This window comes from Halomonas sp. SH5A2 (assembly GCF_014263395.1).
In the GTDB taxonomy this organism is placed as follows: Bacteria; Pseudomonadota; Gammaproteobacteria; order Pseudomonadales; family Halomonadaceae; genus Vreelandella.
On the sequence record NZ_CP058321.1, the window covers coordinates 3,348,185 to 3,373,087 of the forward strand.

Consider the following 24,903-nt stretch of genomic DNA (forward strand, 5'->3'; position numbering starts at 1 on the left):
GCCGTCAGTCACGCAAGGAAGCGTAAAAAGCACGGACGTGATCAGTCTCACGGTAATTGGTTGTCGGTTTTTCAGCGTCGCTGGGAGCGCTATCGGCTTGCGCCAGAGTGACGTGTCCGACCGCGGCGGCCGCGCCTGCTGCGGCTGTTCCCAGCCCTACGGTTTTCATGAACCGGCGGCGCTCAGGATTATGTGACTGTTGCATGGTGCTCTCCTCTCTTGCCATGGCCTTTGGCCGTTTTATCTTATGCTATGGCTGCCGCGCGCTCACCGGTAGGTGAATCAACGCATTAGCGCGTCACGTCAAGGTTCCACAATGTTGACTGGGGTATGGCTCGCCTCGATGGCCAGGCGATCCTCTTCGCTTGTCATGAAAGCACTGCCCAACTGCCCGAGCGCTGCATAAAAAGCGGTATCGACTTGCCCCAAGTCGTCAAAACAATCGCTTGCCCAGGGGGCAAGGTGTTGCATGAAAAAGTGCGCCTGATCGGCGCTGGTCATGTCGACCAGCATAGCCATCACTTCGCATAGCGCGGCTAAGTGATCCTCAGGGTCTTTAGTATGCTCGTTGCGCTCGAAACCAAGCGCGCCAAGGTCTCGCCGCAATTCTACCAGCGCGGCTTCCATGAGTTCGCCGTTGCGGTACCAGGAGGCATAGGGCACCACGTCACCCTGGATCACGCCGACCAGATGACCGAAGTGCGCTCGCTTCAAGCGCGTTGCGTCAGCGCTGTTAGCGGCTTGACTGAGCCCGTGCCAGCACTCGGCCAGGCGGCTACCGTCCTGCTCGATATCGAGCGACGCCAGCCAGCCAAGCAGTTCGTCGGAGGGCGCTTCGCGCAGGAGCGCGGCGATGAGCCGGTAGATATCCGCTCGCAACGCATCGGCTTCGTTTAATGTCGGGGCAGCTTGCGTCATGGCTTATACCTTCAACTGGGCGTCGGGATCACGAATCATGGTTTTCCATACGTCTTTCACCCGACAGTCTTCGCACATCTCCAGGCGCAGCATGGCGTCGCCCGCAAAATAGGGGTGGTCGGCCAGCTTGGCTTTGATGTTGGCCACCGTGCTCGCCGTGGCGAACGGTTTACCGCAGCCAATGCACTCAAACGGCGCCTCTTCATGACACACCTGACGCGCTTCACGCTCGGCCGAGGCCAGAAAGCCGGGCGCCAGGGTAATGGCATCTTCAGGGCAGGCCTGTTCGCAGAGCCCACACTGCACGCAGTCCGCTTCGCGGAAGTTCAGCGACGGCGTGTTGCCACCGGATGACAGCGCAGGAGTTGGGCAGTTGCTGACACAGGCATGGCACAACGTGCAAGCATCACTATCAACCTGAATGCTGCCGTAAGCTGCGCCCGTTGGCATGGCATGGCGCTGGCCGCTGGGTTCGCCGAGTTCGCCCAGGCGCGCCAGCACGATGTTCAGGCGAGCACGCTTCTCAGGCGCATTTAATGACAGCGGCTGATCGGTCAGTGGCGTTAGCAGCGGCAGCGCGTCGCGTGCCTGCGCATCGTCAACGTCCAACAGTTGCACGCGCTCGGGGTTGTGCCCCAGTGCCGACAGCAAGGCCCGAGCCTGAGCCACTTGATCGGCCAGAAAGACGCTGAGCCGGTCAGGCATATCGGCATGCTGCTGAATGCGCACTTCCGCCGCGCCGCTGGCCAGGGCGGTTAGCCACTGGTCATGACCGGCCGCGCCCAGCTCTTCCAGGGGAATATCCAGCACGTGCCCGGCGGGTACTATGCCCGCCGCTTTTTCGGCATCTTGGGAATCGTGGGTAATAAAGCGCAGCACGGGCGTCTGACCACCCGCATCGCGGTAAGCGGCCAGCCAGCTTGAAAGCGTATCCTGCTGGCGACGGGTATCGGGCAAACGAAATTCAATCGCACCGGTGGGGCAGGCACTGGTGCAGCTGCCTACGCCCTGACACAGGAAAGGATCAATCTCGATCTGTGATTCGATACGCCCCTGATGGCTGCTGATAGCATCGGCGGGGCACACATCCAGGCAGCGCGTACAGCCAACGTTGCCGCTGGCGGAATGTGCGCAAAGATCGCTGTTGACCTGGAAGTAGCGCGGCTTGTCGAATTCGCCGATCAGTTCACCGACGCTGTCCAGCGCCTCGCGACGCCGCTCGTCGTCATTCCAGTCGAGGGTGACATAGCCCGGGGGTGGCAACTCGCGCGCCAGCACCGGGTGGGCGCTTAAGTCCAGCACCAGGTCGAAGTGATCGCGATCAATCAGTGCTCGCGCCAGGTTAAGCGGGGTGCCGTCGTTATCAAACTGGACAGAAAAAGCGCCGAGGTAGCCTGAGATGCTTAACACCTCGGCCTGGCCCGGCGTCATTTCATAGCGGACGAGCGGCTGGGCATGCACCTGCGGCGATACGTCTGACGACGACGCTTCCTTAGGAGCAACAGCATGCGATTCAGCGGCGTTAGCGACGGTATTGGTCGTGAGCAACGTCAACGAAGCGAGCCCACTGCCCTTCAAGGCATGGGCGGCTTTCTCGGCGGTGTCGCTCGAGCCAATCACCAATGCATGACCACGACTATGGTAGGTCACGTTGGCGGGCGTCAGGTTCGCCGGCCACGAGATGCGTTGGCGTACCGCTTCTCTGGCTTCAGCGTTACGCTGGTCGTCCAGGGACGCCAGCTGGATTCTTTGGTTCATGCATTCTCACGGTCAGAGGATCTTTTTTATTATATTGATGGATCAAATTTTTTAACTATTTTGGCATATCGGCTGCACCAATACATAACATTAGTGCACAGCGATAAAACTCTTTTTCATTTTCTATATGTATTTTGTACAGCTTATGGCGATTTTGTCATCCATGCCAAGCTGAACGGCCCATACATTTTCAACGCTGTTGTTTCGTTTTTCATTCAATCCATTGTTTTTAAAAACATAAAACTCATCTCATGCTTTCGTATGAGCGCCATCAGACTGGTCGTCTTGTGCCACTTCTTCCTCAGGACGAGGCGGGTTGGATGCCTCACCACCGGAGGAAGATACTTGCCCAGTTTCGCCATTTGTTGGTGCTTGCTCTGCCTGGGTATCGTTGGCATTTTCGGCCAAAGATTCGTCGGCTTTCTTGGCCCACCGCCGCAGCTTGCCCGCCAGCTCGGAGGCCATGGGCTTCAGCTGCTGGCGATAGTCCAGGTCGTAGTCATCCAGACCGTCGCGCACATTGTAGTTACCGGTCGCCCACAGGCGCTTTAACGCCCGCCGCCGCAACGCTGAACTGACGCCGGGTACCATAAAGCCACTGAAATCGCTGCCCGCTTCCAGCGTCTCCGGGTCAGGCAAGGTGTCATCCAGACTACCGGGCGGGGGCGGCACGGGCCGGGTGGGCTCGCTAGATTCGGTATTGTCTACCTCATGATTTTCCGCCGATTCCCCTCCATTGGAGGGGGCCGTTTCATCCAGCGGCCGCGGTGGCTCGCTGTGGTCTTTCGCATCGGGAGCTGGAGCGGATGGTTGATCATCCGGTTCGAGACCTCGCTTGATACGCGACCAGCGCTCTAAACGACTCATTGCGGTTTCTCCTTGGTAGGCGTTTCTTTTGCGCGCCCGGCCCCTTTGTTTTTCTTCTTGCGCATTTCCATCGGCGCTTCACCGTGGCGCGCCAGATAATTTTCTATCCATATCTGGATCGCCATCGGCATCGCCACTTCCAGCACCTGCTGCTCGCCATCCATCCAACCGGCTGCGACATCTTGACTCGCTGTAATCGCAGTAGGCTCGGGGTCCTGACCGGTAAACCCGGCACGCACAAACAGCCGTGGCGTGCTGGCTGTCAAGTTGAAGCGATAGGCAGCGCGCTCGGTCATGAACAGCTGCAAAAACAGCACGTAGGGACCTTGCTCGCCTGGTGTCAGCTCCCCAATACGCCATTGTGTTTGGCTAAAACGGTTGATCTGCTTGTTCTCGGCGACCAGCGTAATACTTAGCGGGCGGAGATTATCGGTCATCACGGCGGCCTTTATGCTTTTTCGGAACGAAAGGTTCGGGTAGACAAGTAAGCCTTTCGAGCGCCATCATCGTCAACTCAGACCTTTTTACTCAAGTATATATCTGCAAGTCTATTTCTTCAGATTCAGTGAGGGTGCCAATGCCCGCCATTCAGTTAAGCCGAGCCCGTTTACCGGCCACCACCGAGATTGACGTGATCGACGAATTCGGTGATACCCGTCGGCAGGCAATTGCCGCCGAGCGGGCCTTGACCGTATATCTCAACAAGCGTGAGATTGTCACGCTGATGACGCTTGGCGATGACCCTGAAGCACTGGTGGTCGGTTATCTGCGTAACCAGGGGCTACTGCGGGCCGCCGCTGATCTTTCCGTCGTGCAGGTCGATTGGGACGTGGAAGCGGCCGTGGTCGTCACCGGCCATCTGCCCGACGACCTGGAAGCCCGCCTCAGCACCCGCACCGTGACCACCGGCTGCGGCCAGGGAACAGTATTTGGCAAGCTACTCGACCAGACCGACCTCACGGCGCTGCCCGACACACCGCTGGCTCAGTCAACGCTCTACCAGCTGCTGAAAAACCTCAACGCTTATAATGAAACCTACCGCAGTGCCGGGGCGGTGCACGGTTGTGCACTGTGTCGACAAAGTGACGTACTGGATTTCGTTGAAGACGTCGGCAGACACAACGCCGTCGATACCCTGGCGGGCCGACAGTGGCTGCAACAGGCGGATAGCGCCAATGCCGACATCTTCTACACCACGGGGCGGTTAACCTCGGAAATGGTGCTCAAAGTCGCTCAGATGGGCATCAGCGTGCTGATATCACGCTCCGGTGTGACCCAAAAAGGCGTCGAGTTGGCGGAACGCTTTGGCGTCATGCTGATTGCCCGCGCCAAAGGCAAGCACTTCCAAGCCATTAACGCCCAGGGCCGCCTCACGCTGGATGTCATCCCCGCACGCCCGCCCCGCGCCCGTGCAGCCAAGCAGGAGGCACGCCAATGATTTCCGCGAAGCAACTGACCGGCATGATTCTCGCCGGCGGGGAAGGCCGTCGCATGGGCGGCCGCGATAAAGGCCTCGAACCCTTTGCTGGCCTACCGTTGATTGCTCATGTCATTCAGCGTTTCGATGGCCGGGTAGCCGAACTGCTGATCAACGCCAACCGCAACAGCGACGCCTACGACTTGTTAGCTGATCGCGTGGTTGCTGATCTTGTAATCGACGGTGCCGAAGGCGGTTTCAATGGCCCGCTGATGGGTATCTACAGCGGCTTACGCGCGGCGAAAACGCCGTGGCTGCTGGTGGTGCCCTGCGACTCCCCTGCGCTGCCCAATGATCTTGTGTCGCGCATGGTGGCGGGCATCGGCGAGCATGATATTGCCGTTGCCTTTGACGGTGAACGCCTGCACCCCGTGGTGGCCTTGATTCGCACCTCTCTGGCAGATGATCTGGCAACAACGCTGGCCGATGGGGAACGCAAGATTGACCGCTGGTATGCACGCCATGCCTGGTGCAGGGTCGATATGTCAGACTGCCCGGAAGCCTTTGCCAACCTGAATACCGAAGAAGAGAAAGTTCGCCTGGAAGCCGCTCTTGAAAATGACGCCAACGCCAAAAAGGCCGCCACATGACGCTGTCCTGTTTCGAGCTCGGCGAGCAGATGCTCAGCGTGGACGAGGCGCGAACAGCGCTTGCCACCCTGGTCGAACGGCCCCTGGTCAGTGAGCGCGTCGCCCTCACGAACGCCCATGGCCGACGCCTTGCGGAAGATATCACCGCCACGATCAACGTGCCGCAGAATACCAATGCGGCGATGGATGGCGTGGCGCTGGCTTGGGAGAGCAGCGCTCAAACCCACTGGGCATTGGCAGGCGATGCCTTTGCCGGGCAAGCGTTTACAGGCCGTGTCGCTGCGGGGCAGTGTGTGCGCATTACCACCGGCGCGCCGCTCCCCCCTGGCACGGACACTGTCATCATGCGCGAGCAGCTGGTTGAGCATCACGACAGCGTAGTGATTGAAGCGCCAGAGCGTGTCAAACGTGGCCAGAACGTGCGCCAGGCGGGAGAGGACATCGCGATCGGCGACGTCGCCCTTCCCGCTGGCACTCGATTAGACGCCGCTGCCCTCGGGCTGATCGCCTCGTTGGGCTGGGCACAAGTACCCGTTTACCAGCGCCCCAAGGTGGCGATTTTCTCGACCGGCAATGAAGTCACGGCCCCAGGCGATACTTTACCTGGCGAAGGCATTTACGACGCCAACCGCTTTACGCTGACGGGGCTGCTCATTGAGCATGGCGCTGAGGTGATTGACCTTGGCATCCTGCCGGACGATTTGAACGCACTGACGGATACCCTGACAGACGCCGCGGCGAAAAGTGACTTGGTGATTTCCAGTGGCGGCGTCTCGGTCGGTCATGCCGATTTTACCCGTGATGCCCTCGAGCATCTTGGGCGACTGGCGTTCTGGCGGGTGGCCCTGCGCCCGGGACGCCCCATGGCCTGCGGCTGGCTGGGCGCGGCACGTACCCCTTTCGTCGGCCTGCCCGGCAATCCCGTGGCGGTCATGGTAACCTTCCTGCAGTTTGTGGTGCCGCTGTTACAACGGCTTCACGATCAGCCGGTGACACCACCGCGCCGCCTCCAGGCGATCGCCGACGACACATTGAAAAGCCGCTTTCAACGGACAGACTTTATCCGTGGCGTCTATCATAATGATAGAGAAGGACGGCTACACGTACGTAGCACCGGTGCCCAGGGGTCGGGCATTTTAACCTCAATGGTGGCCGCTAACTGTTTGATAGAGTTAGCCGATGACCAGGACGGCGTGCAACCAGGTGAGGTCGTCAGCATACAACCACTAACGGATTGGCTATGACCGAGCAACTGATCGACAACTTTGGCCGCCGCATCAACTATGTGCGTATATCGGTAACCGACCGCTGCGACTTCCGCTGCGTTTACTGCATGAGCGAGGAGATGACCTTTCTGCCCCGCGCGCAGGTTCTGACGCTAGAAGAGCTGGCCATGGTCGCCCGTGCTTTTACCGAGCTCGGCGTCGAGAAAATCCGCCTCACCGGCGGCGAACCGCTGGTACGCCGCGATATCAACCAATTGGTCGATGAAATCGGCACGATGCCGGGGCTCAACGACTTCACTATGACCACCAATGGCGCCAGTCTGCGCAAGCATGCCAAGCAGCTTTATGCGGGCGGCATGCGGCGGCTCAATATAAGCCTGGATTCGCTGGACCCGGAACGCTTCAAGCAGCTCACCCGCACCGGCGACCTGGAAAAAGTGATCGACGGCATTCATGCCGCCAAGGAAGCGGGCTTTGAGCGCATCAAACTCAACGCGGTCATCCTCAAGGGCCGCAATGAAGATGAAGTGCTCGATCTGGTTGAATTTGCCCGCCGCGAAGGGCTGGACATCAGCTTTATCGAGGAAATGCCGCTTGGCGATGTCTCCGATCACTCCCGCGCGGAAACCTTCTATTCAAGCGATGATGTCCAGGCGTTGATTGAAACCCGCTACCCGTTGATCGCAACCCCGGAAACAACTCCTGGCCCTTCGCGTTACTTCCGCATGGCCGACAGCAACAGCCGTATCGGCTTTATTTCGCCGCACAGCCATAATTTCTGCGATACCTGCAACCGCGTGCGCGTTACCGTCGAGGGCCGCTTGCTGCTGTGCCTGGGCAACGAACATTCGGTCGATCTGCGTGCGGTATTGCGTCGTCACCCCGGTAATATGCAGGCGCTAAAAGATGCCATCATCAATGCCTTGCCGCTTAAACCCGAGCGTCATCACTTCACCACCGACGGTGATGTTCAGGTCGTCCGTTTCATGAACATGACCGGCGGCTAACGGTGTCAGCGTTAACCAATGTGCCGGTGCATATCATCACCGGCTTTCTGGGCAGTGGCAAAACAACGCTTATCCACAGCCTGATCGAGCAGAAGCCTGTGGATGAAAAATGGGCCATTCTGGTCAACGAGTTTGGTCAGATCGGCATCGATCAGGCGATGTTTGAAGCGCGTGACGATGTGGTGGTTAAAGGCTTGCCGGGTGGCTGCCTGTGCTGCCAGCTTGCCTTCGTGATGCAGGCCGCTCTGGTCAATCTGCTGTCGCGTAGCCAACCTGACCGGGTGATCATCGAGCCTTCAGGCCTTGGCCATCCGGCAGGGTTGGTGGATCTGCTGCGCAGCGAGGCGTTTCAGGGCGTGGTAGACGTACGCGATATTGTCACGACGCTTGACCCACGCCGCCTGGATGAGCCGCGCGTGGTCGCCCACGAAACCTTCCGCGACCAGCTTGAGATCGCCGACGCCATTGCCCTGACACTTTGTGATCAAAGCACCGCCGAGCAGCTTAGTGCGGCCCGCGCCTTCGTCGCTGAACGTTGGCCACCGCGCAAGTGGGTCCATGAGGTCAATCATGGCCGACTGCCGCTTTCGCGCTTGATGGAAAGCGGCAGCGCTCAACGTGACGCGATTGAAATCCCTGAGGCCCACCAGCCACTGTCCGCACCCCCCAGTCTGGAAGGCGGCTTTTTCGACTTACCGCCTGCTCCCGGCACGCCGCAGTGTGAAACCGGCGCATCGCTCGGTTACGCAAGTATCGGCTTGCGCTGGCACCCGAGTGATTGCTTTGACCTGGACCGCCTGGCCGCCTATCTCGGTGAGCTTTCCCAGGACGTACGGGTCAAGGGCGTGTTCCATACCCATGACGGCTGGCGACAGCTCAACCGGGCCGATGGCACGCTAAGTGTCACACCATCCACCTGGCGTCAGGACTCACGCCTGGAAGTCATTGCCCCCGAACCGTCCAGCCCAGATATGCCCGACGCGGAGACGCTAAAAGACGCGCTCGCCGATACCTTACAAGGCTAAATGTTCATGCTTGAGCCACACCTCAAGCGCGTCAGGGGGCATCGGTTTTCCGTATAGGAAGCCTTGATAAGTTCGGCAGCCATGGGCCAACAGCCACGCCTGCTGGTCGTCGCTCTCGACGCCTTCGGCCACGATCTCCAGCGACAGACTTTGTGCCAGCGCAATGGTGCTCTCAACGATTGCGGCATTCGCCTTACTATCAATCACCTGTTTGACAAAGGACTGATCTATTTTCAGCTGATCGAGAGGCAACTGCGCCACATACGCCAGCGACGAGTAGCCGGTTCCAAAGTCATCCAGCGCAAAACGTACGCCCTGCTGCTTGAGCTGCTGCATCTTGTCACGGGCCTCGTCACGCTCTTCGACGAACAGCGATTCCGTCACCTCCAATTTAAGCTTGTGACTCGGCGCGCCCGTGCGCTTCAATATCGTTTCAACCTTGGTGACAAAATCAAGCTGTCGGAACTGCAACGGACTGACGTTAACCGCCACACTCAGCTCAGCAAACCCAGGCTGGCGGGCCCATTGGGCCAGTTGCTCACAGGCAGCTTCCAGCACCCAATCGCCCACTGGGTTAATCAGCTCGGTCGATTCGAGAAGGGGAATAAACACGTCAGGCATGACCAAGCCGCGTTCGGGATGCTGCCAACGCAGCAGTCCTTCGACCCCTATGCAGCGGCCGTCCTGGTCAACTTGAGGCTGGTAATACAGACGCCATTCTTCATTCGCCAACGCTTGGCGCAGTTCGTTTTCCAAGCGAACCCGTGCCAACAGCTCGGCTTGCATGGTGGGGTCAAAAAAGCTCAACGCGCAGCGACCACTGCTTTTGGCCTGGAAAAGCGCCATGTCCGCCTGCTGCAAGTAATCATCGACTGAACTGGTGTGATCGTTTACGACCGTAATCCCGATACTTGCCGTGACGTTAAGGCTCTCATCCCGGATCGTCATTGGCTGTCGAATCATGTCCTGGAGTTTCTGCGCGATATTTTCGGCCAGTTCAGCGGTGTGCTCCCGGCTTTTACCCAGACCTTCGATCAGCACGGCAAATTCATCGCTCCCCAGCCGCGCCAAGGTGTCCGTTTCACGCAGCATTTGCCCCATTAAACGGGCGAGATGTTGCAGCAGTTGATCACCAACGTAGTGGCCCAGGGTATCGTTGATTTGCTTGAAGTTATCGATATCGATAAATAGCAGGGCCCCCCAGCGAGAATGACGGTTAACGTCCTTTAAAGCCGCCTCCATGCGATCCATGAATAGTCGCCGATTGGCAAGCCCGGTTAACGGATCGTAAAACGCCAACTGGTGAATTTCCTGCTCTGCCGCTTTACTCTCGCTAATGTCGCTCATGGTTGCCACGTAATGGGTCAGGGCACCTTGCGGGTCGTAAACGGCACTGATGGTCAGCCATTCGGGAAACACATCGCCATTCTTGCGGCGACTCCAGATTTCTCCTTCCCAACTGCCAGCTACCTGAACCCGCTGCCATAATTTGCGGTAAAAAGCGGCATCATGCCGGCCAGAATTCAACATTCGCGGGCTCTTACCCACCAGTTCGGCTTCGCTATAGCCGGTGATTCGCGTAAAGGTGTTGTTGACTTTCAAGACGCGGCCGTTTGCATCGGCAATCAACATTCCCAGATGGGTCTGGAACGCCGTGGCGGAAATACGCAACTCCGCTTCACTTTGATGTAGCCGATGCTCAAAGCGCAGCCGGTTAAGGTAGTGACGCACGCCCCAGGCGCCCAACATCGCGATCAACAGCATTACCCCTGCCAGAATCCCGGCACGCTGTCGCCAGTTGGCTAATTGCAGCTGGACATCCTCGCCCACGACCACCAGAAGCGGAAGCTCTTCTATCCACTGCATCTGAAACAGTCGCTCTCGCTGATCGAGCGGCGAGGTCAAACGCAGCGACCATTTTTCGACCCCACGTTCAAGCATCATTAGCGTCTCTGGGCTGTCCACCTGCCATCCGGCGGTGATGGGATCCTCAAGGGTAGGTAACCGGGCAATCAGCTTTAGCTCACCATCTACCAGCGCAATGCTTTCCCCGTTGGACACGCCTAAACGTTGCAGGGTGCGTTCAAATACCGTAGGGGAAATGCGCGCTACCGCGATGCCATTAAATTCGCCGTTGTCACGGGTTAAGCGACGAGCTTGATAAAGATAGTAGCGCTCGTCATGGGAGGTCGAATAAAGCGGCGTCACCAGTTCGTTCCGATATGGCGTGTCACGAAACGCTTTAAAAAACGAGCTGCTGCTTAGGTCTCGCCCTATTGAGTCAGCGCTAAGCGCGCTGGCCTGAATAATACCTTCATCATCAATAACACCAATATCATCGACCCAATCGACAGAGCGTGTTCGGTTGCGTAACGCCTGTTGAATAGCAGAAGACTCTCCCTGCGCCGGCATACCCTGGAGCTGCACCAGATCGGCAACGCTCAAAAGGGCTTGACCGCTCTGCGCAAAAACGCCTTTCGCCCATTCGACCACGACGTCGGCTCTGGCCGCATTGCGCGTCTCAAGGGTCTGGATTTCCTGGCGGTATTGTTCGTAGAGTATCCATGCAAAAAGGCTCAGGAGCAGCAACAGCGCTACCCCGTAAAGCGTTAAAGCACCACGGCGCTGCTGGCGATACTTCTTCGCCAGATCGGATGTTAACGGGGTAACAGGTTGTGGCATTGCGCGGACGCCTTGTCATAAAGTGGCACTAAACAAACGGAACCGCTTTAACATAAGCTCAAACGTCGATGATATTGAAGAACTATTTTCGAAAAGTACATCGGCCTTTTTCAATTCCTCTATCATTAAATCAACTGATTACCCGCCATGAGAGCTTGATATGCCCGCGCTTGGTCAAATGAGCGACTATGAAATTCGCCTGATTCGTATTTTTCAAACGGTAGTGGAGTGCGGTGGCTTTACGGCGGCCGAGACGACGCTGGGCATCAGCCGGTCGGCAATCAGCCAGCATATGAACGACCTGGAAGGGCGGCTAGGTTTTTCGCTGTGTCAGCGTGGGCGCGGCGGGTTCAGCCTAACCGAAGAAGGCAAAGAGATTTATCAGGCGGGCCTGACGCTGCTTTCCGCGCTTGAAACCTTCAAAAGCGATGTCAACGCGCTGCATCAGACCATCAAGGGCGAGCTGAATATCGGGATTACCGACAACCTGGTGACGCTACCCGCCATGCATGTCACCCATGCACTGGCCAGACTCAGCGCCCCGGAGCACGATGTCACGCTGAACATACACATGGAACCCTCAGACGCAGTGATTCGCGGCGTGATGGATGGCCACATGCACGTCGGGGTGGTGCCAGCGGTCAACCTGCCCACCAGCCTGGATACTCAGCATCTTTACGATGAGCCCTCTTACCTGTACTGCTCGGTAGGACACCCGTTGTTCGATAAGGCCAGTGATCGCCTCACCTTGGCCGAGCTTGCGCAGCATCCCGCCATATCGCCACGCTATCCGCTACCCGCTGAGGCACGCCAAGCCCACGATGCGCTTAACCTGCGCGCCTCGGCGTCTGACCGCGAGGGCGCGGCGTTCTTGATTCTTACCGGGCGCTTTATGGGCTTTCTGCCCGAACACGTCGCCGGCCAATGGGTCTCGGCGGGCAAGATGCGCGCCCTGAACACCACCAGCCAGCACTACCGTATTCCCTTTGTGCTCATTGCCCGTCGCGATCGCCGACCCAATCGTGTCGTTGACGCCTTTTTACACTTCATCAATACGCCACAAACGCCAACACCCGGCATCTAGCCGGGTGTTGATGAGACCTGTTGGTTAAAGTGCGCGTCGCGCAACCTAAGGGAGTTGCTCGGCCGGCTCTTTGTCGGCCACCGGCGCTGGCCCTACCGACGGTGCAGAGGAAAGCACCTGGCTTGCAGCATAGTAAACGATCGCGCCAAGCGCCGAGCCGGTAAACCAGCCGTAGTCATAGAACCAGTACATCGTGCCGGTGGTCAGCGAAATCAGCGTCAGTGCCACAGGCACGCCAAAGGCGATAAAACCGGCAATGTTCACCGCAGGATAAACATGGTTGTCCATATACAGGCTGGGCACGTCCAGGCGCTGCTTTTTAATCAGAAAGTAATCCACGGCCATGATGCCAGCGATCGGGCCAAGCAGGCTTGAATAACCCAGCAACCAGTTGGAGTACATCTGTTCAAGCGATACCCCTGGCGGAATGATGCCCGCTTTTTGCAACAGATCGTAGCCCATCAGCAGCACACCCACCGCACCGGTCATCAGTACGCCACGGGTCTGATTAATCATTTTTGGCGCAATATTCTGGAAATCATTGGTCGGCGAAACAATGTTGGAAGCCGTGTTGGTAGAGATCGTGGCAATAATAATCAGCAGCATCGCCAGCACGACCCAGAACGGGCTATCGATATAGCCGATAAGCCGCACGGGGTCGGCCACGGTTTGACCGACAAGCGTCTCGGAGGCCGCGGTCATCACCACGCCCAGTGAGGCAAAGAAAAACATGGTCAGCGGTAGGCCAATTACCTGGCCGACAATTTGATCTTTCTGGCTTTTGGCAAAGCGACTGAAGTCGGGAATATTCAGCGACAGCGTGGCCCAAAAGCCCACCATGGCGGTTAAGCCGGCAAAGAAATAGCCGTATACCGACGCGCCTTCAGGGCGCGAGGGCGGTTGAGCCAGCAGCTCGGTCATCGACGTGTGCGGCCATGCCCACACCATCAAACCGATACCTACCGCCAAAAGTAACGGCGCGGCCAGGGTTTCCAGCCACTTGATCGACTCTGCACCACGGATCACCACGTAAAGATTCATTGCGCCAAACACGAAAAAGCCGATGACTTCACCGACGCCGCCGAGCGCCGCCCACGCCGGTATCAATTCCGAGAGCAGCAAATGAATCGCCAGCCCACCAAACATGGTTTGAATACCAAACCAGCCACACCCGACCAGGGCGCGTACCAGACACGGTACATTAGAGCCAAAAATCCCGAACGAGGAGCGCAGCACAACGGGAAAAGGAATCCCGAATTTAGTGCCCGGAAAAGCGTTGAGCGTAAGCGGAATCAAGACGATCACATTCGCCAGTAATATCGCGAACAACGCCTCACCCACGCTCAAACCAAAGTAGGCGGTCAACACGCCCCCGAGCGTGTAGGTGGGTACGCAAATCGCCATACCCACCCACAGCGCGGCAATATTCCACTTACTCCAGGTTCTTTCGCTTGCTTCGGTGGGCGCAATGTCCTTGTTGAAACGCGAGCTATCGCGTACGTCGTCGCCCACATCCAATTCAATCAGCCCTTCTCGGTCTACCATCTGAGAGGTTGTTTTCGTCATTGGTCTCTCCTCAGTGTCATCCGCTTCCCAGAAAACCCTCACGGTCTGAGGTTTCCAAGCAATAAGCATGCCGACCCACCCGACGTAGTCGCTTAACTTATTGATGAAAAACTGTCTTCCAGGACAAGAATTTTATTGTTGTCATCATCTTGCCGCCCTTTGGGACACGAAATACCCGACGGATTCAAAAAGGCTAGATCAAAAAAAATATTTGCACCAACTTTCAGCATAAAAATCATGCTGAAGGCTCAAAAAATAATATCAAAATACTGATTTAAAAGGATTATAAAAAAACTTCAAAGCAGTGCACTGTCTCACCACATTAGTGAAAGCGCAACTTAAAAAGAAAAATAACAAATTAACTCAATAAGTTAAAAAGCCCATTAAAAAAATATTCGGCTACCTTGCTAAAACTCACATCCTGACGATACTTTCTTAAAAGCTGCCTTGATGGTCAGCTTTAAATTCCAATACCAAAAGACAGAACATTAATTAATCCTAATGCCGTGAGCTAACACTAATTAATGGGGGAGTTTCTAATGCAGAAGATGAAAATCGGCCTGATTCAAATGGGCCTGAAAACCAGCACCGACTTGGAACCTGCGGCGATTCGTGACGCCATGAACGAAGCGCACCTACCGATGATCGAGAAAGCGGCGGCACAGGGCGTGCAGGTGCTCTGCTTTCAGGAAGTGTTTAATCAACCCTACTTTTGCCCCAGCCAAGACGGCAAATGGTACGCCGCCGCCGAGCAGGTGCCAGAAGGCCCTACCTGCCAGATGATGCAGAAACTCGCCGCCAAGCACCGCATGGTCATCATCGTACCCGTGTATGAAGAAACCGAGACCGGCGTTTACTACAACACCGCCGCCGTATTCGATGCCGACGGCAGTTATCTAGGCAAATACCATAAAACCCATATCCCTCAAGTCGCTGGATTTTGGGAGAAATTCTTCTTTAAACCGGGCAAATCCAACTGGCCGGTATTCGATACCGCCTTTGGGAAGATCGGCGTGTATATCTGCTATGACCGTCACTTCCCCGAAGGCTGGCGGGCGCTGGCCCTTAACGGCGCCGAAGTCATCTTCAACCCCTCCGCTACCGTGGCCGGGCTTTCCCAATACCTGTGGGAGCTGGAACAGCCCGCCTCCGCCGCCGCCAACGGCTGCTTTATCGCCGCCATCAACCGCGTCGGCACCGAGGCCCCCTGGAATATCGGCGACTTTTACGGTTCCAGTTACATCGTTAACCCCCGCGGCAAAATCGAAGCCCAGGCCAGCGACACCGAGGACGAACTGCTGGTCCACGAGATCGATTTGGACATGGTGCGCGAGGTACGTAACAACTGGCAGTTCTTCCGCGACCGCCGCCCGGAAACCTACACCCGCCTGACCGACGGCGAGTAACCCGGCCACCGGATAACCGAAGGAGCGAGCAATGAGCCTATTGATCAAGGGCGGCACTGTCGTCACCAATACCGATACCTACCGCGCCGACGTGTTGTGTGTGGAGGGTAAAATCCAAGCCATCGGCACCAATCTGGACGTTCCCGCCGATTGCGAGATCGTCGATGCCAGCGACCAACTGGTAATGCCCGGCGGTATCGACCCCCACACCCACATGCAGCTGCCGTTTATGGGCACCGTGGCCAGCGAAGACTTCTACACCGGCACCGCCGCGGCCCTGGCAGGCGGCACTACCTCGATTATCGACTTCGTGATTCCCCAGCCCGGGCAATCGCTGCTGGAGGCTTTCGAGACCTGGCAGGGTTGGGCCGAAAAAGCCGCCACCGACTTTGCCTTCCACGTGGCCATCACCTGGTGGGACGACAGCGTACGGGAAGAGATGGGCACGCTGGTGCACGAGCACGGGGTCAACAGCTTCAAGCACTTCATGGCCTACAAAGGCGCCATCATGGCCACCGATGACATTTTGGTGGAAAGCTTTTCGCGCTGCCTGGAGCTGGGCGCGGTGCCTACCGTCCACGCTGAAAACGGCGAGCTTGTGTACCACATGCAGCAGAAGCTGCTCGCCCAGGGTCTGACCGGGCCTGAAGCCCACCCCCTTTCGCGCCCACCCCAGGTAGAAGGCGAGGCTGCCAGCCGCGCCATTCGTATCGCCAGCACTTTGGGCTCACCGATCTATCTGGTACACGTTTCCACCAAGGACGCGGTGGACGAAATCGCCTACGCCCGCGACCAGGGCCACCAGGTTTACGGCGAGTGCTTGGCCGGCCATCTCATGATCGACGACAGCGTTTACCAGGATACCGACTGGGGCCGCGCCGCGGCTCACGTAATGAGCCCGCCCTTCCGCCCCAAAGGCCACCAGGAAGCCCTTTGGCACGGTCTACAGGCCGGCAACCTTCAAACCACCGCCACCGACCACTGCTGCTTCTGCGCCGACCAAAAGGCCGCGGGCAAGGACGATTTCACCAAGATTCCCAACGGCACCGCCGGGGTCGAAGATCGCCTGGCCGTCTTGTGGGATGAAGGCGTCAATACTGGCAAGCTGTCGCCCCAGGAGTTTGTCGCGCTGACCTCCACCAACACCGCCAAGATTTTCAACCTCTACCCGCGTAAAGGCGCGATTCAAGTGGGAGCGGATGCCGATATCGTGGTGTGGGACCCCAACGGCACGCGCACGATCTCCGCCAAGACCCACCACCAGAACGTCGACTTCAATATTTTCGAGGGCAAGAAAGTACGCGGCATTGCCCGCCACACTATCAGCCAGGGCAAGTGGGTATGGCGCGACGGTGACCTGCGCGCCGAGCGCGGCGCAGGCCGCTACCTAGAGCGCCCCGCCTACCCCGGCATGTTTGAGCTGCTGGCCAAGCGCGCCGAGCTCAATGCCCCGGTAGCCGTTAAACGATAACAGCTGTTTGTATAAAAGCTGTTTATATAAAAAAAGCGGAGGCTCGACTGTGACTAGCCCACTGAATCACCTACCCAGCGCAAAAGAGGTCGGTACCTACGACCCACAAACGCTGGACACCAACTTTAGCGACTTGCATCCACCGCTGACGCATCGCCAGGCGATGATCGAAAGCCAGCGCTGCCTTTACTGCTTCGATGCGCCTTGCGTCGAGGCTTGCCCGTCGGAGATTGATATCCCCAGCTTTATTCGCCAGATCAGCGAAAACAACATCAACGGCGCGGCGGAGACCATTCTGGAAGCCAATATCCTGGGTGGCAGTTGCGCCCGGGTGTGCCCTACCGAAATCCTGTGCGAGCGTAGCTGCGTGCGCAACCACGACGCCGAGTGTCAACCGGTGCTGATCGGTCTGCTGCAGCGCCACGCCACCGACCACATGCAGTTCGATGGCCACCCGTTCAAGCGGGCTGCCAGCAGCGGCCGTCATATCGCCGTGGTGGGTGCCGGGCCCGCCGGACTCTCCTGCGCCCATCGACTGGCGATGCTGGGCCACCAGGTAACGATTTTTGAAGCCGAGCAAAAGCCCGGCGGGCTCAACGAGTACGGAATTGCCCGCTACAAGATGACCGACGACTTCGCCCGCAAGGAAGTCGAGTTTCTGCTCGAAATCGGCGGTATCGACATCCAGTACGGAAAGCGACTGGGCGACAACCTGGAACTTGCCACCCTGCACCAAAAGTACGACAGCGTCTTCCTCGGTCTGGGTCTGGGCACCAGCCGCGCTTTAGGCCTCACCGGGGAAGATGCGCCCGGCCTGATGCCTGCCGTGGACTACATCAAAACCCTGCGCCAAACCGACGACCTGGGCAGCCTGGCCGTGGCCAAGCGCTGCATCGTCATTGGTGCGGGCAATACCGCCATCGATATGGCCACCCAAATGGCCCGCCTGGGGGCCAGCGAGGTAACTCTGGTCTACCGCCGTGGCGTTGAAGCCATGTCCGCCACCGACCACGAGCAGGAGATCGCCAAGGCCAACGGCGTGCGCATGGTCACCTGGGCGCAGCCGGATGAGATCGTGCTGGATGATCAGGGCCGCATCGCCGGTATGCGCTTTGCCAAGACCCACGAGTCAGGCGGCCGCCTGGCTCCGACCGGCGAGATATTTGAGATTGCCGCCGATGCGGTCTTCAAGGCGATTGGTCAAGGCTTCGATGGCAAAAGCCTAAGCGACACCGCCGCCGCCGAGCTTGCCCGGGACGGCGAACGCATTCACGTCGATGCCATGTTCCGCACCTCGCTTACGAATGTTTACGCGGGTGGCGACTGCGTGAAGCCCGGTCAGGATCTTACCGTACAGGCCGTTCAGCACGGCAAACTGGCGGCACACGCCATTCATCAGGCGCTTGCCGCCAAGCAGGAGGCCGCATGAACACGACACCTTTCACTCCCCACGCGTTTCCAGGCAAGAAAAACAGCGGCGGCAGCGTGGTCAACGGCGTTGATCTGACGGTGAACTTTGCCGGTATCAAAGCCCCCAACCCGTTCTGGCTGGCCTCGGCGCCGCCCACCGATAAAGCGTATAACGTGGTGCGCGCCTATGAAGCGGGCTGGGGCGGTGTGGTGTGGAAAACCCTCGGCGAAGAGCCGCCCGCGGTGAACGTTTCTTCGCGCTATTCAGCCCACTACGGTAAAAACCGCGAGGTGATTGGCTTTAATAACATCGAGCTGATTACCGACCGTTCGCTTGAGATCAACCTGAAAGAAATCACCCAGGTGAAGAAGGATTGGCCGGACCGTGCGCTGATCGTCTCCATCATGGTGCCCTGCAATGAAGAAGCCTGGGCGTATATTCTGCCACTGGTGGAAGCCTCCGGCGCGGACGGCATCGAGCTTAACCTGGGCTGCCCCCACGGCATGCCCGAGCGCGGCATGGGTGCGGCGGTAGGCCAAAACCCTGACCTGATAGAAAAAGTCACCTACTGGTGCAAGAAGCACTACTCGAAACCGGTGATTGTCAAACTCACACCCAACATTACCGATATCCGTGCGGGCTCCCAGGCGGCGCTGCGCGGCGGCGCCGATGCGGTATCGCTGATCAACACCATCAACTCGATCACCAGTATCGACCTGGACAATATGGTCGCCAAGCCCACCGTGGGCCACCAGAGCACCCACGGCGGCTACTGCGGCAGCGCCGTGAAACCCATTGCCATGAACATGGTGGCGGAAATCGCCCGTGACCCAGCGACGCCAACGCTGCCGATTTCCGGTATCGGTGGTATTTCCACCTGGCGGGATGCGGCGGAATTTATCGCACTCGGCGCAGGTAGCGTGCAGGTGTGTACCGCGGCGATGCTCAACGGCTTCCGCATTGTGGAAGAGATGAAGGACGGCCTTTCCCGCTGGATGGCGGAAAAAGGCTACGACTCGATTGAGGCGTTTTCGCGCAAGGCGATACCGCAAACCACCGACTGGAAGCACCTGGATATCAACTTCAAGACCATCGCCAAGATCGACCAGGACCTCTGCATCGAGTGCGGCCGCTGCTACATCGCCTGCGAGGACACATCCCACCAGTCGATCGCCAAGCTCACCGAGCAGGACGGCGCGCGCCGCTACGAAGTGATCGAAGAGGAATGCGTGGGCTGTAACCTCTGCCAGATCACCTGCCCGGTGGAGAACTGCATCACCATGGTGCCCCAGGAAACCGGCCAACCCTTCCTGGCCTGGGATAACGACCCGCGTAACCCTTTCCGAGTCGCCTCTTGAACGACAAAACCGCCCTCAAACAGTGAGGGCGGTTTACGTTACGCGAACGGTGCAGCCAACAACCTTGGCTTAAAAGGCTTCCCAATCTTCTTCAACGCTTTTCGTCGTTTTGCTTGGCGTTGGCCGCACAAGCGCAGGCTGTTGACGAGGCGATGACTGAAGGGATTGCTGGGGCGAACTGAGCGGGGCGTGTTGTGTGGGGCTACCGCCTTCCGCTAAGCGGAAAGCCGAGACGACGCTTTCAAGCCGTGCCGCCTGCTCTTCCAGTGAACTCGCCGCCGATGAGGCCTCTTGCACCAAGGCCGCGTTCTGCTGGGTGACCTCGTCCATCTGGCTAACCGCCTGGTTGACCTGCTCAATACCCGAACTCTGCTCCTGAGAAGCGGCGGATATTTCATCCATGATATCGGTGACGCGGCGCACCGACGACACCACCTCGCGCATGGTTTCCCCGGCGCTTTCGACTAATACCGAGCCTTCTTTCACCTGAGTTGATGACGCCTCGATCAATGCCTTGATCTCTTTGGCGGCATCGGCACTGCGGCTGGCCAGGTTACGCACTTCGCTTGCCACAACCGCAAAACCGCGACCCTGTTCGCCCGCCCGCGCTGCCTCTACCGAGGCATTGAGCGCCAGGATATTGGTCTGAAAGGCGATGGAATCGATAACGCTGATAATATCCGTGACTTTTTTGGAGCTGTCTGAGATGCCATGCATGGTGGTAATAACCCGCTCGACCACCTCGCCGCCACTGCTTGCCGTGGTGGAGGCATCTTGCGCTAGCTGGGTCGCATGGCGAGCGTTATCGGCATTCTGTTTCACCGTTGTGGTTAGCTGTTCCATGCTCGCTGCGGTCTCTTGCAGCGATGCCGCCTGCTGCTCGGTACGCGAGGATAGATCAGCGTTGCCGCTGGCAATTTCCCGCGCGCCGATATGAATCGAGCCGCTGCTATCGCGCACCTCAGTGACCGTTTTAACCAAATTATTCTGCATATACTGCATGGCGCTAAACAGCTTGCCGATCTCGTTGCGGCCACGGTCCTTGACTTGCCCCGAGAGATCATTTTGAGCAATTCGCTGAAAGTGCGCCACCGCCTCTTTTAGCGGCTTTACAATTGAGCCAACCATGGTGATTCGAACAAATAGAACCATTAGCGCTGCGAATAACAACACGGCGATATAAATATAGCTAATTAGCTGCATATCACTTTCATAATCTTCAACCATAAGGCCATTTTGCTCCGCCATGTAATCGTTGTAGGCAAAGCTCGCCTCAGTTAACTGCTGATTTAAATCATTGGCAGCCTCTCTTGCGTTGCGAAACTGTTCCTCATCGCCTGCTACCAACGCCGCTTCTTGTGGCATCAACCCTTGTTCCATCAAGTTCTTGAAACTGGCCATCAAGGTTTCCAAAAGGGGCGTCTGAATAACGCTTGACTCAAATTGCGAAATGTATTCCTCAGCTGCCTGCTGCATGCTCTGTGCTTCAGTTAGGTAACCCCGCGCTGCGCGAGTATCTCCTTCGTATCTAGCGACATAGCTATTTACGTAAAAAAGCTGTGCGTCCGCAATTGAAAGCTGCAACTGATTAACTGACCGCATTCGGTCTGCTGCACGGTCAACCTCACTAAGCGACGAACCACCCTCTTCGCCTGCTCGAAAACCGAGAAACGCAATAATTATTATTAATAGTGAGAAAATGACCAAAACAAGCGTTAAGCTCATTTTAATTGAAATATTACTAAGCATTCGGTTCATGGTGAGTAATTCATCCAAATCTTAAACTAATTATGCGGATTTATTTAATCTAGCTAGAGATCTACTAGCGATTTTAGACCAAATTAAATCGACCGTTTGGTTTTTAGCCAAGACTTCTATCGGCCCAAAAATCATAGACTTTAGTTTAATTTAGAAAAACTTTTTGAGCAGCGAGGGGCATCACCCATCGTGGCTTGGACCAGCCAAGCCACGATGGGTGATGGAGAGGAAAAAAGAAGTGGAATCGGGCTTATTTATCAGTGTGGATGCGAATCCGGTAGAGCACACAGTAGACCACCGGCAGCACCACGAGGGTTAACAGCGTGGCGACGCCCAAGCCGCCAATCAGGGCGACCGCCATGCTGGCAAAGAAGGCGTCGCTGATCAGCGGAATCATCCCTAGCATGGTGGTCAGTGCGGCCATGGCGACCGGACGTACCCGGCTGACCGCGGCGCGAACCACTGCGTGGTAGCGGTCCTGGTGCAGTGGCAACTGCACGTTGATTTCCTCCACCAGCACGATGGCGTTCTTGATCACCATGCCGATCAAACTCAGCGTGCCCAGCAGCGCCATAAACGAGAACGGCAGACCGGTTAGAAGCAGCGCGCCTACCACACCGATAATCGTCAGCGGCACCAGTGACCAAATCGCCAGCGGCTGACGGAAGTTATTGAACAGCACCACGGTGATGATAAACATCATCACCAGCCCAAGCGGCAGCGAGGAAAACAGCCCGCTTTGCGCCTCGCCGGCGGTTTCATATTCACCGCCCCACTCCAGCCGATAGCCTGACGGCAGGTCTAGAGCGTCCACCTGGGGACGAATATCAGCCAACACGCTGGCCGCCGTCACCCCGCTTAACGGGTGCGGCTCCCCATAAACCGCCAGCATACGTTCGCGGTTACGGCGCATGATTAGCGGGTCTGACACCTTAGTGGTGATATCGCTGATGACCTGGTCGGCGGTGATATAGCGACCTTGCTCTTCACTCCACACGTTGAGCGAGCCAAGATTATCCACGTCGTGGCGCTGCTCGGGAATTGCCCGTGCCACCATGGGAATCAGGTCGCTGCCATCGCGGTAAACGCCCACCTGGCTGCCTCTGGTACTCAAGGCGAGCGTATCCGCCAGGTCCTCGCGGGTAACACCCAGCCTGCGGGCCGTATCTTCCATAAAGACTGGCTGAATGGCCTGGACACGGTTGCGCCAGCTAGTGCGTACGCTGGTCATGTGCGGCGTATCGTGGAACATCGCTTCAACCTGATCCCCAAGCTGACGCAACACTGCTGGATCACTGCCATAGAGGCGTGCTTCCAGTTTGGCTTTCGGCGCGGGACCCACTTCTAAAGGCGCGATTTTATAGTCGATATCGCTATGATCGCGCTCTAACACCTTTTCCACCTCAGCCATGCGCTCCTGCTGGGTGGTTTTGTCGTCGGTTTCGATAATCAGTTGAGCATAGCTTGCGTAGCGGTCTTCCGGCGAGTAGGTCAGGGTAAAGCGCTGCGCGCCGCCACCCACCGTGGTGGTCAAATGGCGAACGCCGTCCATGTCCATGACGCTGTCTTCCAGCTCGCTGACCCGGCGCTGGGTTTCGAGGATATCCGTGCCTTCCGGCGTGCGGTAATCGACAAAGAAGATCGGCGTGTTCGACGCCGGGAAGAAGGCATTTTTAACCGAGCCAAAGCCCACCACCGCGCCTGCCAGAATCGCCACCACCAGCACCAGAGTGACCCAGCGAAAGCGGATTCCGGCAATAATCACCCGGCCGAAAACGCGGTACACAATGCCTTTGTAGGGATCCTCCTGCCCATCGCCGGGCGCCACGTTGCGGAAAAATAGCTTGAAGTAGAACGGCGTCAGCGTCAGCGCGGTAACCCAGCTCAGCAGCAACGAGTAGAGCAGCACAAAAAACAGTGAGCCGATAAACTCACCGGTGGTATCCGGTGATAGGCCAATGGGCGCAAAGGCGGCAATCGCAATCAGCGTGGCGGCAAGCAAGGGCCAGGCGTTCTGGCGAATGACCTGATGCGCTGAATCGCGAATCGTGTTGCCGCGCTTCAACCCCACCAGCATGCCCTCAGTGACCACAATGGCGTTATCCACCAGCATGCCGAGGGCAATAATGAGCGCGCCAAGGGAGATTTTTTCCAGCTGCAGGCCGTGGAAGCGCATCAGCATAAAGGTGCCGATGATGGTGATTAGCAGGATAAAACCCATCAACAAGCCGCTGCGCCAGCCCATGAACAGCATCAAGACCACGATGACGATGGCCACCGCCTGCATCAGGCTGACCAAAAAGCCGGACACCGCCTCATCGACCACTTGGGGTTGGTCGTACACCACATTGAGTTCCATGCCCACCGGCGTGCGGGTCTGAAGCTTATCCAGGCGTTGCTGAAGCCGCTCGCCCACCTCGACCACATTCACGCCACTTTCAAAGGAGACGCCCAGCGACATCGCGGGCCGGCCCATGTCGCGGTAAAGCTGCTGGGGCTGCTCCGCCAGCTCACGGCTCACCTCGGCGATATCGCTCAGCCGCACCAGCTCGCCATCACCTTCGCTGACGATCAGCGCGCGTAGGTCATCAATATTCGCTGCGCTACCGGTAGGCGTAATACGAAAGCGACGGCCATCCTGCTTGAGATGCCCCGAGTCGGCCACCGCATTCTGCGTATCTAGCAGCTGTTGCAGGCGGGTTAACGGGATATTGAGCGCACGTAGCCGTTCGCGGTCGACCTCAATAAAAATGCGCTCTTCGTGCTCGCCCCCCAACGATACCTTTTCGACCCCGTCTACCAGCGCCAGCTCGCGCTTGAGAAAATCGGCATGATCGGCAAGGTCGGGCATGCTATAGCCTTCGCCGGTCAGGTTGACCATCAAGCCAAACACATCGCCAAAATCGTCGTTCACGCGGGACTGGCTGGCTCCCGGCGGCAGCGCTGCCTGGGCATCCTGAACTTTACGGCGCAGCGAATCCCAAAGTTGCTCCAACTCTTCGTTTTGTACCGTGCTTTCAAGCTCGACGGTAATCTGCGAGAGGCCATCGGAGCTCACCGAGCTGACGCGTTTGATCGACGACATCCCCTGGATCGATTCTTCCAGTGTCGAGGTAACTTCCTGCTCCACTTCTTCAGGGGTCGCACCGGGGTATTGGGTGGTGATCAACGCATTGCGGATGGTGAACTCGGGGAACTCAAGCTGCCCCATGCCTAAAAACGCCAGCGCGCCGCCCGCGAGCAGCACCACGGTCATTAAATAGCTGGCGGCCCGGTGGCGTAAAAAGTAATCGACCATG

At 57.7% G+C, this 24,903-nt stretch carries 19 protein-coding genes; 10 read left to right on the top strand and 9 right to left on the bottom strand.

Annotated features, from left to right (window positions below; genetic code table 11):
• Positions 1 to 4 precede the first annotated feature (4 nt).
• The 5 genes from HXW73_RS15505 to HXW73_RS15525 form a co-directional block, all read right to left on the bottom strand.
• Positions 5 to 205 carry a twin-arginine translocation signal domain-containing protein gene (locus HXW73_RS15505; RefSeq protein WP_186253931.1) on the bottom strand — a complete coding sequence of 67 codons (201 nt, stop codon included), beginning with the start codon at positions 203 to 205 and terminating at the stop codon, positions 5 to 7.
• A gap of 98 nt (positions 206 to 303) precedes the next feature.
• Positions 304 to 918: a TorD/DmsD family molecular chaperone gene (locus tag HXW73_RS15510; RefSeq protein ID WP_186253932.1), complete on the bottom strand. Its 615-nt coding sequence runs from the start codon at positions 916 to 918 to the stop codon at positions 304 to 306.
• 3 nt (positions 919 to 921) lie between these two features.
• Positions 922 to 2,676, bottom strand: a complete 1,755-nt coding sequence (locus HXW73_RS15515) for a 4Fe-4S dicluster domain-containing protein (RefSeq protein WP_186253933.1) — start codon at positions 2,674 to 2,676, stop codon at positions 922 to 924.
• A 249-nt stretch (positions 2,677 to 2,925) separates the two neighbouring features.
• A complete protein-coding gene (locus HXW73_RS15520; protein ID WP_186253934.1) occupies positions 2,926 to 3,543 on the bottom strand; it encodes a DUF3306 domain-containing protein in 618 nt (205 codons plus the stop codon).
• On the bottom strand, positions 3,540 to 3,980 hold the full coding sequence (locus HXW73_RS15525; protein WP_186253935.1) for a DUF3305 domain-containing protein: 441 nt from the start codon (positions 3,978 to 3,980) through the stop codon (positions 3,540 to 3,542). Before HXW73_RS15525 ends, HXW73_RS15520 begins: the two co-directional genes overlap by 4 nt.
• Positions 3,981 to 4,120: 140 nt before the next feature.
• Here HXW73_RS15525 and HXW73_RS15530 point away from each other — a divergent pair, with 140 nt between their 5' ends.
• From HXW73_RS15530 to HXW73_RS15550, 5 genes are read left to right on the top strand one after another with little or no spacing between them, the layout of a single operon-like run.
• Entirely contained in the window at positions 4,121 to 4,981 is an 861-nt protein-coding gene (locus tag HXW73_RS15530) for a formate dehydrogenase accessory sulfurtransferase FdhD (protein ID WP_186253936.1), read from the top strand.
• The gene (gene mobA, locus HXW73_RS15535) at positions 4,978 to 5,610 is read left to right on the top strand and encodes a molybdenum cofactor guanylyltransferase MobA (protein ID WP_186253937.1); all 633 of its coding nucleotides are present in this window, start codon (positions 4,978 to 4,980) and stop codon (positions 5,608 to 5,610) included. The genes HXW73_RS15530 and mobA overlap by 4 nt, the downstream gene beginning before the upstream one ends.
• Positions 5,607 to 6,854 (top strand): molybdopterin molybdotransferase MoeA, encoded by a 1,248-nt coding sequence (gene moeA / locus HXW73_RS15540; RefSeq protein ID WP_186253938.1) that lies wholly within the window; start codon positions 5,607 to 5,609, stop codon positions 6,852 to 6,854. The genes mobA and moeA overlap by 4 nt, the downstream gene beginning before the upstream one ends.
• Entirely contained in the window at positions 6,851 to 7,843 is a 993-nt protein-coding gene (moaA, locus tag HXW73_RS15545; RefSeq protein WP_186253939.1) for a GTP 3',8-cyclase MoaA, read from the top strand. Before moeA ends, moaA begins: the two co-directional genes overlap by 4 nt.
• 2 nt (positions 7,844 to 7,845) lie before the next feature.
• Entirely contained in the window at positions 7,846 to 8,868 is a 1,023-nt protein-coding gene (locus HXW73_RS15550; protein WP_186253940.1) for a CobW family GTP-binding protein, read from the top strand.
• Here HXW73_RS15550 and HXW73_RS15555 read toward each other — a convergent pair.
• The gene (locus tag HXW73_RS15555) at positions 8,857 to 11,550 is read right to left on the bottom strand and encodes a bifunctional diguanylate cyclase/phosphodiesterase (RefSeq protein WP_186253941.1); all 2,694 of its coding nucleotides are present in this window, start codon (positions 11,548 to 11,550) and stop codon (positions 8,857 to 8,859) included. The genes HXW73_RS15550 and HXW73_RS15555 overlap by 12 nt on opposite strands.
• A 160-nt stretch (positions 11,551 to 11,710) precedes the next feature.
• On the opposite strand from HXW73_RS15555, the gene HXW73_RS15560 reads away from it, so the two are divergent.
• Positions 11,711 to 12,634: a LysR family transcriptional regulator gene (locus tag HXW73_RS15560; RefSeq protein ID WP_186253942.1), complete on the top strand. Its 924-nt coding sequence runs from the start codon at positions 11,711 to 11,713 to the stop codon at positions 12,632 to 12,634.
• Between the two features lie 45 nt (positions 12,635 to 12,679).
• Here the strand turns inward: HXW73_RS15560 and HXW73_RS15565 are convergent, their stop codons facing one another.
• The gene (locus HXW73_RS15565; protein WP_186253943.1) at positions 12,680 to 14,200 is read right to left on the bottom strand and encodes an NCS1 family nucleobase:cation symporter-1; all 1,521 of its coding nucleotides are present in this window, start codon (positions 14,198 to 14,200) and stop codon (positions 12,680 to 12,682) included.
• Between the two features lie 539 nt (positions 14,201 to 14,739).
• On the opposite strand from HXW73_RS15565, the gene HXW73_RS15570 reads away from it, so the two are divergent.
• The 4 genes from HXW73_RS15570 to preA are packed head-to-tail and all read left to right on the top strand — an operon-like array spanning position 14,740 to position 19,846.
• Positions 14,740 to 15,606: a nitrilase-related carbon-nitrogen hydrolase gene (locus tag HXW73_RS15570; protein WP_186253944.1), complete on the top strand. Its 867-nt coding sequence runs from the start codon at positions 14,740 to 14,742 to the stop codon at positions 15,604 to 15,606.
• 31 nt (positions 15,607 to 15,637) lie between these two features.
• Positions 15,638 to 17,077, top strand: a complete 1,440-nt coding sequence (gene hydA, locus HXW73_RS15575) for a dihydropyrimidinase (RefSeq protein WP_186253945.1) — start codon at positions 15,638 to 15,640, stop codon at positions 17,075 to 17,077.
• A gap of 49 nt (positions 17,078 to 17,126) precedes the next feature.
• A complete protein-coding gene (locus tag HXW73_RS15580) occupies positions 17,127 to 18,506 on the top strand; it encodes an NAD(P)-dependent oxidoreductase (protein ID WP_186253946.1) in 1,380 nt (459 codons plus the stop codon).
• Positions 18,503 to 19,846 carry an NAD-dependent dihydropyrimidine dehydrogenase subunit PreA gene (gene preA, locus HXW73_RS15585; RefSeq protein WP_222105012.1) on the top strand — a complete coding sequence of 448 codons (1,344 nt, stop codon included), beginning with the start codon at positions 18,503 to 18,505 and terminating at the stop codon, positions 19,844 to 19,846. Before HXW73_RS15580 ends, preA begins: the two co-directional genes overlap by 4 nt.
• A 69-nt stretch (positions 19,847 to 19,915) precedes the next feature.
• On the opposite strand, the gene HXW73_RS15590 is transcribed toward preA, so the two are convergent.
• Positions 19,916 to 21,604, bottom strand: a complete 1,689-nt coding sequence (locus tag HXW73_RS15590) for a methyl-accepting chemotaxis protein (protein ID WP_186253947.1) — start codon at positions 21,602 to 21,604, stop codon at positions 19,916 to 19,918.
• Positions 21,605 to 21,854: 250 nt separating this feature from the next.
• Positions 21,855 to 24,902, bottom strand: a complete 3,048-nt coding sequence (locus tag HXW73_RS15595; RefSeq protein ID WP_186253948.1) for an efflux RND transporter permease subunit — start codon at positions 24,900 to 24,902, stop codon at positions 21,855 to 21,857.
• Position 24,903: the final 1 nt, after the last annotated feature.

Bases quoted from the DNA above. Each gene is read 5' to 3' on its own strand.
- HXW73_RS15505 (WP_186253931.1), bottom strand. From the start codon at position 205: ATGCAACAGTCACATAATCCTGAGCGCCGCCGGTTCATGAAAACCGTA.
- HXW73_RS15510 (WP_186253932.1), bottom strand. From the start codon at position 918: ATGACGCAAGCTGCCCCGACATTAAACGAAGCCGATGCGTTGCGAGCG.
- HXW73_RS15515 (WP_186253933.1), bottom strand. From the start codon at position 2,676: ATGAACCAAAGAATCCAGCTGGCGTCCCTGGACGACCAGCGTAACGCT.
- HXW73_RS15520 (WP_186253934.1), bottom strand. From the start codon at position 3,543: ATGAGTCGTTTAGAGCGCTGGTCGCGTATCAAGCGAGGTCTCGAACCG.
- HXW73_RS15525 (WP_186253935.1), bottom strand. From the start codon at position 3,980: ATGACCGATAATCTCCGCCCGCTAAGTATTACGCTGGTCGCCGAGAAC.
- HXW73_RS15530 (WP_186253936.1), top strand. From the start codon at position 4,121: ATGCCCGCCATTCAGTTAAGCCGAGCCCGTTTACCGGCCACCACCGAG.
- mobA (WP_186253937.1), top strand. From the start codon at position 4,978: ATGATTTCCGCGAAGCAACTGACCGGCATGATTCTCGCCGGCGGGGAA.
- moeA (WP_186253938.1), top strand. From the start codon at position 5,607: ATGACGCTGTCCTGTTTCGAGCTCGGCGAGCAGATGCTCAGCGTGGAC.
- moaA (WP_186253939.1), top strand. From the start codon at position 6,851: ATGACCGAGCAACTGATCGACAACTTTGGCCGCCGCATCAACTATGTG.
- HXW73_RS15555 (WP_186253941.1), bottom strand. From the start codon at position 11,550: ATGCCACAACCTGTTACCCCGTTAACATCCGATCTGGCGAAGAAGTAT.
- HXW73_RS15560 (WP_186253942.1), top strand. From the start codon at position 11,711: ATGCCCGCGCTTGGTCAAATGAGCGACTATGAAATTCGCCTGATTCGT.
- HXW73_RS15565 (WP_186253943.1), bottom strand. From the start codon at position 14,200: ATGACGAAAACAACCTCTCAGATGGTAGACCGAGAAGGGCTGATTGAA.
- HXW73_RS15570 (WP_186253944.1), top strand. From the start codon at position 14,740: ATGCAGAAGATGAAAATCGGCCTGATTCAAATGGGCCTGAAAACCAGC.
- hydA (WP_186253945.1), top strand. From the start codon at position 15,638: ATGAGCCTATTGATCAAGGGCGGCACTGTCGTCACCAATACCGATACC.
- preA (WP_222105012.1), top strand. From the start codon at position 18,503: ATGAACACGACACCTTTCACTCCCCACGCGTTTCCAGGCAAGAAAAAC.
- HXW73_RS15590 (WP_186253947.1), bottom strand. From the start codon at position 21,604: ATGAACCGAATGCTTAGTAATATTTCAATTAAAATGAGCTTAACGCTT.
- HXW73_RS15595 (WP_186253948.1), bottom strand. From the start codon at position 24,902: ATGGTCGATTACTTTTTACGCCACCGGGCCGCCAGCTATTTAATGACC.